The sequence below is a fragment of the Kribbella capetownensis genome (assembly GCF_004331485.1).
Taxonomy (GTDB): Bacteria; Actinomycetota; Actinomycetes; order Propionibacteriales; family Kribbellaceae; genus Kribbella; species Kribbella capetownensis.
In genome coordinates, this window is sequence record NZ_SJKD01000001.1 from 589,931 (window position 1) to 601,875 (window position 11,945).

The following is an 11,945-nucleotide window of genomic DNA, read 5'->3' on the forward strand; positions in this document are numbered from 1 at the left end:
GTGTCTGATGGAAAACACCGTTGCCTGCGCAGAGGAGCCACCCATGGCCGGCCCGGACCCAGCCACCGAGGCGTTCGTTGCCCACCGCAACCTGCTGTTCACGGTCGCGTACGAGCTGCTGGGGTCGGCCGCGGACGCGGAGGACGTACTGCAGGAGACCTGGTTGCGCTGGGTGGGCGTCGACCTCGACTCGGTGCGGGACCAACGGGCGTACCTGGTCCGGATCGCCAGCCGGCAGGCGCTGAGCCGGCTGCGGACACTCGGCCGGCGCAAGGAGTCGTACGTCGGCCCGTGGCTGCCCGAACCGCTGCTCACGACGCCCGACGTGGCGGAGGACGTCGAGCTCGCCGACAACGTCTCCATGGCGATGCTGCTCGTGCTGGAGACGCTCAAGCCGACCGAGCGAGCGGTGTTCGTACTGCGTGAGGTCTTCGCCCTCGAGTACGACGAGATCGCGGAAGCCGTCGACAAGACTCCGGCCGCGGTCCGCCAGATCGCGCATCGCGCGCGGGCTCACGTCGCGGAGCGCCGGCCGCGCGGATCCGTGTCCCCGGCTGAGTCCCGCGGCGCGCTCGAAGCGTTCCGCTGGGCGGTCGAGACGGGCGATCTGCAACGACTGCTCGACATGCTGGCGCCGGACGTCGTGCTCCTCGGTGACGGTGGCGGCGTCAAGCAGGCCCTCCTGCGTCCGATTGTCGGAGCCGATCGCGTGGCGCGGTTGCTGGCGGCCGGCCTGCCGAAGGTCGTCGGCGATTTCACCGTCGAACCGATCCAGGTCAACGGCTCCCCCGCGCTGCTCCTCCGCCAGGACGGCGAGATCGAGCAAATCGTCGCCGTACGCCTCGACGACGGCCTGATCTCCGGCCTCTACGTCGTCCGCAACCCCGAGAAGCTCTCCCACCTCGAAGCAGAAACCACCCTCAACCGCTGACCACTCGGTCCTTGACGAACGCGGTAGCGGCCTCGCGCAGCAGAACGCGGCCGTCTTCGGTGAAGTAGCTCCGCAGTACCCACCCAGGTGCGTGGTGAGTACTGCGCAGCCGCCTAGTTGGCTTCCTTGGTGGCCCAGTAGTGCCACTGTGGGGACGCGGCTGGGGAGCGGGTCAGGCCGTCCGGCCAGGTTGCCGGGAGGTCGTGACTCCGCGCCGCGTACAGGATCACCTCCGATGCGATGCGGTCGCCGCGGACGGCGACACGGGCAGCTGTCTCGGCACGCATGTCGGTGAGGTAGTGGATGGCCGGCAGGAACTCCGCGCTCAGCCGCGGACTCAGCCGGCCGACCGGTTCGTCGTCCAGCCGGACCTCGACCACGATCCGGTGCCGGTCGTTGAAGCTGTCCTCCTCCTCGATCGCGTGCATGGTGCCGTACGCCCAGCACTCGCCTTCCGCGCGGAAGAACGGCGCGAGTATGTCGGGATGCACCTCACTGCCCGGTACGACGATGCCGCTGCCGGGCGGCAACAGGTGAAAGCTGCCCGGCGGAGGCAGATTCACCGGGACCAGCATGTGCGGCTGGCCGAGAGCCACCGCCACGCTGGCATGGAACTCGGTGCCCTGGTCGCCCTTGCCGTCCCAGTCCGCCGGTTCCCACTCACTGACCCACAGGTGGCACGGCACCTGCGGTTGCAGGCCTTGCGCCACCAGTTCTGACAACACCGGGTGGTACCGGTGCGCATCGTCCCTCGGCAGGTAGCCGACAACCTTCCCCTGCACCCGTACGGCGATCGATCGGGGGTCGAAACGGTTGTGCGGTTCCGGGACCAGGTCCGCGTCGGTGTCCAAGTCTGCGCCACGCGCTGGGATGGGGTCGGGAAACAGGCTTCGGATCGCCTGCTCGTGCGGAGCCTCCCGCACGACCTCCTGACCACACCACAGGGCGTCTCCCCACAGACTGAACGGAATCAGTTCCATCCGTGCCCTCCAGTCCACTTGACCGGCTTTACTCGGCTCATCCCGTCCAGAACCCTGGCCGTTACACCGAGTGAGCGTATGAAAACTAGACTGCCCAGTGAAGAGCCGTTTCACGCCTGGGGCAAGGGTCTGTTCCCCAATGGTGTCCCAGGCGTCCGTACTGTGGACGCGGATTGTCTTGTGCAGCGAGCGAATCGGCGAAGATCGTGCAAATGCACGGGAAGGAACGTCATGCAGGGCAGTAGTTCAGTCGCTCGATCGAACGCCGGTGGAGCCGTTGACGCGGCAACGATCGAGGCCGCGGTACGGCGAATCGACGGTGTCGCGGTGCGTACGCCGTTACAGCGCAATCTCCGGCTCTCCGAACGCACCGGCGCGCAGGTCTGGCTCAAGCGGGAAGACCTGCAGATCGGCCGGTCGTACAAGCTGCGCGGCGCGTACAACCTGGTCGCCCAACTCGACGACGAGGCCAAGTCGGCGGGTGTGGTCTGCGCCAGCGCGGGCAACCATGGTCAAGGATTGGCGTATACCTGCCACACGCTTGGTGTACAGGGCAAGGTCTATGTTCCGCGTACGACGCCGCGCCAGAAGCGGGACCGGATCGCGGCGCTCGGCGGCAAGCAGATCCAGGTGATCATCACCGGTGACACGTACGACGATGCTGCCGCTGCGGCGCTTGCCGAGGGCGAGGCGACTGGGGCGACGATGGTCCCGGCGTTCGACGACCCGAGAACCGTTGCAGGGCAGGGGACCGTGGCCGTTGAGCTGATCGAGCAGCTCGGTCAGGCTCCCGACGTACTGGTGGTTCCGGTCGGGGGTGGTGGGTTGGTTGCTGGGGTCGCGACTTGGCTGACTGAGCGGCATCCCGGCGTACGGATCGTTGGTGTGGAGCCGTCTGGGGCGGCGAGTATGGCGGCGGCGCTTGCGGCCGGTGAGCCGGTGACGTTGCCGCATCTCGACAGCTTTGTGGACGGGGCCGCGGTACGGCGGGTTGGGGACGTGACACTGCCGTTGGTGGCGGCCGCTGGGGTCGAGATGATGTCAGTCCCTGAGGGGCTGGTGTGCTCGGAGATGCTTGAGCTGTACCAGACCGACGGGTTGATCGCGGAGCCCGCTGGAGCGTTGTCGACTGGCGCCTTGGGCAACGGTCTTGAGGTGCGGCCGGGTGAGACGGTTGTGTGTTTGCTGTCGGGTGGGAACAACGACGTCAGCCGGTATGGGGAGATCCTCGAGCGGTCGTTGGTGCATGAGGGGTTGAAGCACTACTTCCTGGTGACGTTCCCTCAGGAGCCGGGAGCGCTGCGTCAGTTCCTGGATGAGGCGTTGGGGGCGGATGATGACATCACGCTCTTTGAGTACGTGAAGCGCAACAACCGGGAGACCGGTGTGGCGTTGGTCGGTATCGAGATCAGCCGCCCGACGGACCTCGATGGGTTGCTCGCGCGAATGGACGCCGCACCGCTGGAGATCGAACGCATCAACCCAAACTCCCCGGAGTTCCGGTACTTGATCTGAGAGTCGTACCCACGCATCCGGCCTTGAAGGCGGGCCGCTGCGTTGGTGGGTTGGTGCGGGTAGCGGCCTGCAGGTGGGCGGTTGGCCGGGGCCGGGGGTTAGTGGCTGGTGGGTTTGGGGTTTCGGGGGTCGTGGGGGCGGGTGCCGTCGGTCCAGTGGTCGGGGGATTCGCCGCGGTCGGGGTCCGGCCAGAGGTTTTGGGCTTGGGATTGGTGGTGGGTGGATTCGGTGCGCGCCTCTTGGGCTGCTTCGCGGCGTTCGGTGGCGCCGCCGGCGAGGCGGCGGGCTTCGGCTGACTTTTCGTCGGCGATTGCTTGGGCCTTGCGGGCGCGGGCTTCGACCTCGTCGGCGGCTGCTTGCTGGCGTTCCGCGTGGGCGGCCGACGTACGGGCCTGCTTCTCGTGCTCGTAGGCTTCCTGCTGTTTCCGCTCGGCCCGGCGCTTCGACGAGGTTCGGGTTGCGCCGGCGATCACGGCGACCACGATGACCAGAGCGGCCAGCGCGACGACGATCCAGACAATGGTCATTCCGTCCATCGCTCCTCCTCGGCTCGATGTTCGGCCCCCCGGTACCCCGACCTTCCCGCGCCTAACGTGGGCGGACCTGCCCCACTCACCAAGCGCCGCAAACGCTCGACTGAGGAGGGCAACCGAGCGTCAGGCGGACAGAGTGCACGTGCTTGGTGAGTGGCGCAGGTCCGGGTCGAACTCAGACCAGACCGCGGCGAGCGGCCCAGACGATCGCCTCGATCGCGGTGCCGAAGCCGAGCCGGTCGCAGACGGTTCGAGTACGGCGGCGGACCGTTCGTTCGGACAGATCGAGCCGGCGCGCCACGGAGTCGACCGGGAGGCCGGTGGCGAGCAGGCGAAGGAGTTGCAGGTCGTCGTGACTGATCTCGCGCGGTGGCACGCGGCGGGTGAGAGGGCGGAGTTCCTGGGGGAGGACGGTCATACGGATCACCTAGCTCCGAATAGCCGGGACTCGGCGGCGTCCCAGTCGGCCGGTTTTCCCTGCGGCTCGTAGCGCCGCAGACGATGGGTGGAACGGACCAGGGCGCGCATCGCACCCAGGTCCGGCAACGGCTCGCCCAGTGCGCGAGCCTGAACCAGAACGTTGCCCAGCGCGGACGCCTCGACCGGCCCGGCGAGCACAGGCAACCCACAAGCGTCAGCGGTCAACTGACAGAGCAACTCGTTCTGCGAACCGCCCCCGATGACATGCAGTACGTCGACCGGCCGGTCCGCGATCGTTTGCGCTTCCCGCAACGTCCGGCGGTAGGCGAGCGCGAGACTCTCCAGCACACAGCGGACCGCAGCCCCCCGCGAACGTGGCGGCTCCTGCCCGGTCGCCCGGCAGTGTTCGTCGATCCGCGCCGGCATATTGCCTGGAGCAAGGAACTCCGGAGCGTCCGGATCGATCAGTACGGCGAACGCCGGTGCGCCGGCCGCATCCCGCAGCAGTCCCTCGAGGTCGTCGTCTTCCCAGACGCGCTGGCACTCCTGCAGGATCCACAGCCCCATCACGTTGCGCAGGAACCGGATCCGCCCGTCGACCCCACCCTCGTTGGTGAAGTTCGCCTCGCGCGCCTCGTCCGTCAGCACCGGCTGCTCCAACTCGAGCCCCACCAACGACCAGGTCCCCGACGAGATGTACGCGAACCGCTCATCCCCCGCCGGCACAGCCACCACCGAAGAAGCAGTGTCATGCGACCCCACCGCAACAACCGGCGTACCGTCCGCCAGCCCGGTCTCGGGCAACACCGTCCCGACAAGATCCCCGGGTTCCCGCAACTTCGGCAGCAACCCCAACGGCACACCAACCCGCGCGGCCAACAGTTCACTCCACGCCCGAGCCCGTACGTCGTACAGCTGCGTGGTCGAGGCGTTCGTTCGCTCAGCCCCGATCTGCCCGGTCAACCAATAGCCCAGCAGGTCCGGAATCATCAACAGCGTCGACGCCTGCCGAAGCAAGCCGCCCGACTCGGCGGCCAGCTGATAGATGGTGTTGAACGGTAGTTGCTGGAGGCCCGTAATTCCATACAGTTCGGCGGTGGACACCTTCGCGAGGACTTGGTCCATCACGCCGTCGGTGCGGGAGTCTCGGTAGTGCATCGGGTTGCTGAGGAGGCGGCCCGAGGCGTCGAGGAGGCCGTAGTCGACGGCCCAGGAGTCGATGCCTATGCCGTCGACGGGACCCGCCGCGCGGAGTCCGTCGAGCATGGAACGGTAGAGGTGGAGGATGTCCCAGTACAGCGTGCCGCCCACGGTGACCGGACCGTTCCAGAAGCGGTTGATCTCGGTCAGCTCCAACTGCGAGGAACCGACCACGCCGACCATCACGCGCCCGCTGGACGCGCCCAGATCCACCGCTGCGACTCGCTTCATGGGGAAACGACGGTCAGGTCGAGGTGGAGGAGGTCGGCGACCGCGGCCAGGTCCTTCGCCTTGTGACCGGTCCCGAGCGCCCAGTGGTGCGCGACCCCGGACGCGGACCATGCGTCGGTCCACTCACCCGGGTCGCATCCGAAGTCGACCCGCGACGTCGTGTTCCCGATCTGCAGCAGCGGCCCAGGTACGACGATCCCCTCGGACGCGATCAGCTTGAACGTACCGTCCCGCCGCTGCCCGAGCCCGCAGGCAGTCACCGGACCGTGCTTCACGTCGAACTCGACGGACACGCCCCAGCCCCGCTTGCCGTGGTAGACCCCGAGCCCGCGCAGCAACGGCTTCCGCGCAGAGATCGCGAGGTGCGCCGGGCCGTCGTGCCCCATCTCGACCACGTTGTCGGTGAAGTTCAACGCCTGCAGCTCGGTGAACGAGCCGCCGGCACCGAGCTTGTCCATCACCAGCATCGCCAGCGACGTCCGCAACTCGTACTCACCGGCCGCCGGCACACCCCTTGCCGTCAGCAACGAAGCACCCAGGATCATGCCGGCCGCGACCCGTTCGTGCAGCTCGCCGTCGAGCCCGCGGTGGTAGTAGGCCAGCGAGGTCAGGGAGAAGTCTTCGACCAGCCGATCGAGCGCGACCGAGACGGTCGCGCCCCACCGGAAGTCGTCCTCGTCCACCGAATCGTCCAGCGTGAAGATCTCCCGCGCGACCTTCATCCGCTCTTCGGTCTCCGCGGCACTGACCTTCTCGACCCGGACCCGCAGATCGTCGATCTCCAGGATCTCGACATGCCCGCCGAGCTGCGCGGACACCAGCGTCGGGTCGGTGATCACGTCCATCATCCCCGGGTACAGATGCCCGAGCAGACCGTGCCGCCCGTGCCGGAAGGCCGCGCGTACGCCGGCCGCCAGGATCCACCGGTTGATCCGAGCCCACGCACGCTCGTCCTCCAGGTACCCGGACACCGACCGGAAGTCGACCCCACACCGCTCGAACGCGTTCGCCATCTCCGGCAGCGGACACGCACCGCAGTACGCGAGCCATGCCCCGGTGTCGAACGTCGCGTGGTCCATCGCCTCGGTCGGCTGCAGGTTCAGCAGCAGCACCGGTGCGCCGCTCCGCTGCGCGACCGGAACCAGCATCGACGCGGTCATGTACGTCGTCAGGAAGCCGACAATCAGATCGCAGTCCGCCAGCCGCAGCTTCTCGGCCGCCGCCGCACCTTCCTGCGCGTCCGAGATGAACCCGACGTCGATCACCTCGCAGTCCAGCTCCGAGAACCGCTCGGACACCCGCCGCGCGGACGCCTGCAACTGCGGCAGCAGGTTGGGGAACTGCGGCCAGTAGGCACCGAGCCCACCGGCCACCAGTCCGATCCGGGTCTTGCGCGGCTCGACCCACGGCAGTACTCCGCTGCCGTCGACAGACCGGCTCGGGTCAGTCGTCCACATAACAATCTCCCCGAACTACCGTAGGAACGCCGCGGCGACGCCGGCATCGACAGGAACATGCAGACCGGTCGTGTGAGTCAGGTCCCCACCGGCCAGCGCGAAGACGGCCGCCGCGACATGCTCAGGCAACACCTCGCGCTTCAGCAGTGTCCGCTGCGCGTAGTACGCGCCCAGCTCTGACTCGGGTACGCCGTACACCGCGGCCCGCTGTGCACCCCAGCCCTTGGCGAAGATGCCGGATCCGCGGACGACGCCGTCCGGGTTCACGCCGTTGACGCGGATGCCGTACTGACCGAGTTCCGCGGCGAGCAGCCGGACCTGGTGGGCCTGGTCGGCCTTGGCCGCGCCGTACGCGACGTTGTTCGGCCCGGCGAAGACGGCGTTCTTGCTGGAAATGTAGACGAGATCGCCGCCGAGGCCCTGGTCGATCAGCACCTTCGCGGCGGCGCGCGAGACCAGGAACGATCCCTTCGCCATCACGTCGTGCTGCAGGTCCCAGTCCTTCTCCGTCGTCTCCAGCAACGACTTGGAGATGGACAATCCGGCATTGTTGACAATCAGATCGACGCCGCCGAAGGCGAGTACGGCCGCGCGCAGCGCCTCCTCGACCGCCTCGGCCGACGACACGTCAGCGCCGACGGCAACCGCGACGTCGGACGACCCGATCTCCTTGGCCACCGCTTCGGCCGCGGCCAGATCCAGGTCGGCCACCACCACACATGCGCCTTCCGCGGCCAGCCGCTGCGCGATCGCCTTGCCGATCCCGGAGCCGCCACCGGTGACGAAGGCGACTCGAGTCGCCAGCGGCTTCGGCTTGGGCATCCGCTGCAGCTTGGCCTCCTCCAGCGCCCAGTACTCGATCCGGAACTTCTCCCGCTCGTCGATCGGCGCGTACGTCGACACCGCCTCGGCGCCACGCATCACGTTGATCGCGTTCACGTAGAACTCGCCCGCCACCCGCGCGGTCTGCTTGTCCTTGCCGAAGCTGAACATGCCGACCCCGGGCACGAGCACGATCGCCGGATCCGCACCCCGCATTGCCGGACTGTCCGGCTCGGCGTGCCGGTTGTAGTAGGCGGCGTACTGGGACCGGTAGTCCTCGTGCAACTCCTTCAGCCGGGCCACTGCCTCTTCCACCGAGGCGGAGGCAGGCAGGTCCAGCACCAACGGGCGCACCTTGGTCCGCAGGAAGTGGTCGGGACACGAGGTGCCGAGCGCCGCCAGCGGAGCCAGCTTCTCCCGGGACAGGAACTCGAGCACCACCTCGGAGTCGGTGAAATGCCCGACCTGAGGCTTGTCGGTCGACGCGAGCCCACGAATCACCGGGGCCAGCGCGGCTGCCCGCAACCGTCGTTCCTCGGAAGGCAGCGCCTCGAACCCGGAGACCACGGCGCCGAAGGGCTCCGCGACGCCGCGCTCGGCCAGGAAGCGCTCCGCCGTACGGATGATCTCCAGTGAGTTGGCCTCGCACTCGGCCGAGGTGTTGCCCCAGGCGGTGATGCCGTGCCCGCCGAGGACGCAGCCGATCGCCTCCGGGTTCTCCCGCTTGACCGCCGCGATGTCGAGACCGAGCTGGAACCCGGGCCGCCGCCACGGCACCCAGACCACTCGATCGCCGAAGCATTCCGCGGTCAGCTTCTCGCCGTCGGCTGCCGTCGCGAGCGCGATCCCGGAGTCCGGGTGCAGGTGGTCGACATGCGGCGAATCCACCAGGCCGTGCATCGCCGTGTCGATCGACGGTGCCGCGCCACCCTTGCCGTGCAGGCAGTAGTCGAACGCCGCGACCATCTCGTCCTCGCGGTCGACACCGGGGTACACGTCGACGAGCGAGTTCAACCGGTCGAGCCGCAGTACGGCGAGCCCGGCCGGCGTGAGCGTACCCAGGTCGCCGCCGGACCCCTTCACCCACAGCAGGTCGACGGGCTGCTGCGTGACCGGGTCGGTCACCGTGCCCTTCGCCGAGGTGTTTCCACCCGCGTAGTTGGTGTTACGTGCGTCGGCACCGAGTCTGTTGCTGCGCGCAACGAGTTCGGACGCGGTTTCAGACACCCTCATGCTCCCCATCCGGCCTGCTGGCCGTCGGCTCGGTCCTTGACGATCTGTTCGAAGTACCCGCTGCGCTTGTAGGCGGCGACGGGGTCGGCGTCCAGGCCCTGCGACTCGCGCAGTTCGGCCAGCATCGGCCGGACGTCGGTGTTGTAGGCATCCATCAGCGCCGCGTTCGCCTCCAGCACGTCACCCGAGGTCTGGGCCGCGCGGAGCGCGTCGCGGTCGACCAGCAGGGCCTTCGCGGTGGCCTCCTGGACGTTCATCACCGACCGGATGATCGCGGGGATCTTCTCCTCGATGTTGTGGCACTGGTCGAGCATGAACGCGATCCCGCGGTCCGGGTCGAGCGCGTCGCCCCGGACGATCTCGTTCATGATCCGGAACAGCTGGAACGGGTCCGCCGCCCCGACCATCAGGTCGTCGTCGGCGTAGAACCGGCTGTTGAAGTCGAACGCGCCGAGCTTCTTGGTCCGGAGCAGGGAGGCGACGATGAACTCGATGTTGGTCCCCGGTGCGTGGTGCCCGGTGTCGATGCAGACTGTTGCTTTCGGCCCCAGTTCCAGGCAGTGCGCGTACGCCGTACCCCAGTCCGGCACGTCGGTGGTGTAGAAGGCCGGCTCGAAGAACTTGTACTCCAGCAGCATCCGCTGGTCCTCACCGAGCCGGTCGTACACCTCCTTCAGCGCGGTCGCGAGCCGGTCCTGCCGGTCCTGGATGTCATCCTGGCCCGGGTAGTTGGTGCCGTCGGAGAACCACAGCTTCAGGTCCCGGGACCCGGTCGCGTCCATGATGTCGACGCATTCGAGCAAGTGGTCGGTCGCCTTCCGCCGTACCCGGGGGTCCGGGTTGGTGACGCTGCCGAGCTTGTAGTCGTCGTCCTGGAACACGTTGCTGTTGATCGCGCCCAGCCGGACGCCCTGCTCCTTCGCGTACGCCGACAGCCGGGCGTAGTCGTCCACCTTGTCCCACGGGATGTGCAGCGCAACGCTCGGCGCGACGCCGGTGTACTTGTGCACCACGGCGGCGTCGGCGATCTTCTCCTCCGGCGAGCGCGGCACACCGGGCTGGCTGAACACCTTGAACCGGGTCCCGGAGTTCCCGAACGCCCACGAGGGCAACTCGATCTCCTGGCGACTCAGGGCATCCTTCACAGCGTCGGTCGTCATGGTTCTCAGTCCCCTTCAATCGAAAGCGCAGGCAGGTGGAAGATCTCGGGCAGCAACAGGAACGACTCGTCCGGCGGACGGCCGTCATCTGTGCCTTCTTTTTGGCTGGTGAAGAACTCGGTCATCTGGGCCTGCCAGCGGGTGTTCACCTCGGTCGCCGCCATCGCCTTCTGCGCCGCCTCCAGGTCCTCGGACTCGACGTACCCGATCAGCAGGCCGTCGTCGCGCAGGAAGAGCGAGTAGTTGCGCCAGCCGGAGTCCCGCAGCGCGGCCTGCATGTCCGGCCAGACGTTGCGGTGGCGCTCGACGTACTCGTCCAGGCGGTCGGGCCGGACCTGGAGGCAGAAGCAGTAGCGATTCATGAAGCGCCCCTCACAGTGTGAACGGTCAGAAGTTGAACTGGTCGATGTTGGCGGCGGTGAACTCGGTCGGCGGGCCGAGCACGATCTCGCCGTCGGCGCCGATGGTGTACTCGCCGAGCTTCCCAGCCTTGAACTTCTCGCCCTGGGCGCCGGTGATCTGGCCCGAGCTCATGGCGGCGCCGGCGTACGCGGCCAGGTAGCCGATGTCGGCCGGGTTCCAGAGCGCGAACTTCTTCACCGTGCCGTCCTTGACGTACTGGCGCATCTGGTTCGGCAGCCCGAGGCCGGTGATGGCGACCTTGCCCTTGTAGCTGGACGCGCTCACGTACCGCGAGGCGGCCGCGATGCCGACCGTGGTCGGGGAGACGATCACCTTGAGGTTCGGGTACGACTGGAGCAGGCCCTGTGCCTCGGTGAACGACTTCTGGTCGTCGTCGTTGCCGTAGGCAATCTTGACCAGCTTCAGCTTCGCGTTCTCCGGCTTGGCCAGCTCGGTCTGCATGACCTTGATCCAGGAGTTCTGGTTGGTCGCGTTCGGGGTCGCGGACAGGATCGCGATCTCGCCGGATCCACCGGCCAGCTCACTGGCCATCTTCACCAGGCTCTCACCGATGCCCTGGGTGGTGGCCTGGTTGATGAACGCGTCCCGGCACGTCTTCGACGCGTCGGAGTCGAACGTGACCACCTTGATGCCGGCCTTGCGGGCCTGGTTCAGCGACGGGCAGACCGCGTTCGGGTCGTTCGCGGCGACCACGATCACGTTCTGCTGCTGCTGGATCAGGGTGTTGATGTAGCTGACCTGCGACGACGCGCTGGCGTCGTTCGGGCCGACCAGCTTGTACTCGCCTTTGATCTCGCCGACCGCGACCTTGCCGCCACCGACCTCCACGTCGGTGTACGGGTTGTTCAGCTGCTTCGGCAGGTAGGCGATCTTCAGCCCCTCCTTGAGCGGGGCGTTCGGATCGGCCTTGCCCGCGGAGGTCTCCGGGGCCGCCGTGTTCTGGCCTTCGGTGCTCGACTTCGTCGTACCGCCACAGGCGGCCAACGTGAGTGCGACGACGGCCAACACCGCCAGGTTCTTGCGTTGAGACATGGTTCGAC

Annotated in this window: 11 protein-coding genes; 2 read left to right on the plus strand and 9 right to left on the minus strand. The window is 67.7% G+C overall.

The window, feature by feature from the left end:
* Window positions 1–43: 43 nt before the first annotated feature.
* On the plus strand, window positions 44–931 hold the full coding sequence (locus E0H75_RS02885; protein ID WP_202872806.1) for an RNA polymerase sigma-70 factor: 888 nt from the start codon (window positions 44–46) through the stop codon (window positions 929–931).
* Between the two features lie 113 nt (window positions 932–1,044).
* On the opposite strand, the gene E0H75_RS02890 is transcribed toward E0H75_RS02885, so the two are convergent.
* Window positions 1,045–1,911 (minus strand): HIRAN domain-containing protein, encoded by an 867-nt coding sequence (locus E0H75_RS02890; protein WP_131511452.1) that lies wholly within the window; start codon window positions 1,909–1,911, stop codon window positions 1,045–1,047.
* A 231-nt stretch (window positions 1,912–2,142) separates the two neighbouring features.
* Here E0H75_RS02890 and ilvA point away from each other — a divergent pair, with 231 nt between their 5' ends.
* Window positions 2,143–3,426 carry a threonine ammonia-lyase IlvA gene (gene ilvA, locus E0H75_RS02895; protein ID WP_131511453.1) on the plus strand — a complete coding sequence of 428 codons (1,284 nt, stop codon included), beginning with the start codon at window positions 2,143–2,145 and terminating at the stop codon, window positions 3,424–3,426.
* Between the two features lie 98 nt (window positions 3,427–3,524).
* On the opposite strand, the gene E0H75_RS02900 is transcribed toward ilvA, so the two are convergent.
* The 8 genes from E0H75_RS02900 to rhaS all read right to left on the minus strand — a co-directional run bounded on the left by E0H75_RS02900 (window position 3,525) and on the right by rhaS (window position 11,937).
* Window positions 3,525–3,962, minus strand: a complete 438-nt coding sequence (locus E0H75_RS02900) for a hypothetical protein (protein WP_131511454.1) — start codon at window positions 3,960–3,962, stop codon at window positions 3,525–3,527.
* A gap of 172 nt (window positions 3,963–4,134) precedes the next feature.
* Window positions 4,135–4,377, minus strand: a complete 243-nt coding sequence (locus tag E0H75_RS02905; RefSeq protein ID WP_131362600.1) for a LuxR C-terminal-related transcriptional regulator — start codon at window positions 4,375–4,377, stop codon at window positions 4,135–4,137.
* Between the two features lie 5 nt (window positions 4,378–4,382).
* Complete coding sequence (locus E0H75_RS02910; protein ID WP_131511455.1) at window positions 4,383–5,810, minus strand: rhamnulokinase; 1,428 nt, start codon at window positions 5,808–5,810, stop codon at window positions 4,383–4,385.
* Entirely contained in the window at window positions 5,807–7,267 is a 1,461-nt protein-coding gene (locus tag E0H75_RS02915) for an L-fucose/L-arabinose isomerase family protein (protein ID WP_131511456.1), read from the minus strand. Before E0H75_RS02915 ends, E0H75_RS02910 begins: the two co-directional genes overlap by 4 nt.
* Before the next feature lie 15 nt (window positions 7,268–7,282).
* The gene (locus E0H75_RS02920) at window positions 7,283–9,322 is read right to left on the minus strand and encodes a bifunctional aldolase/short-chain dehydrogenase (RefSeq protein ID WP_131511457.1); all 2,040 of its coding nucleotides are present in this window, start codon (window positions 9,320–9,322) and stop codon (window positions 7,283–7,285) included.
* Window positions 9,319–10,482, minus strand: a complete 1,164-nt coding sequence (gene rhaI, locus E0H75_RS02925) for an L-rhamnose isomerase (RefSeq protein ID WP_131511458.1) — start codon at window positions 10,480–10,482, stop codon at window positions 9,319–9,321. The genes E0H75_RS02920 and rhaI overlap by 4 nt, the downstream gene beginning before the upstream one ends.
* Before the next feature lie 5 nt (window positions 10,483–10,487).
* Window positions 10,488–10,844: an L-rhamnose mutarotase gene (locus E0H75_RS02930; RefSeq protein WP_131511459.1), complete on the minus strand. Its 357-nt coding sequence runs from the start codon at window positions 10,842–10,844 to the stop codon at window positions 10,488–10,490.
* Window positions 10,845–10,869: 25 nt separating this feature from the next.
* A complete protein-coding gene (rhaS, locus tag E0H75_RS02935) occupies window positions 10,870–11,937 on the minus strand; it encodes a rhamnose ABC transporter substrate-binding protein (protein WP_131511460.1) in 1,068 nt (355 codons plus the stop codon).
* Window positions 11,938–11,945 lie beyond the last annotated feature (8 nt).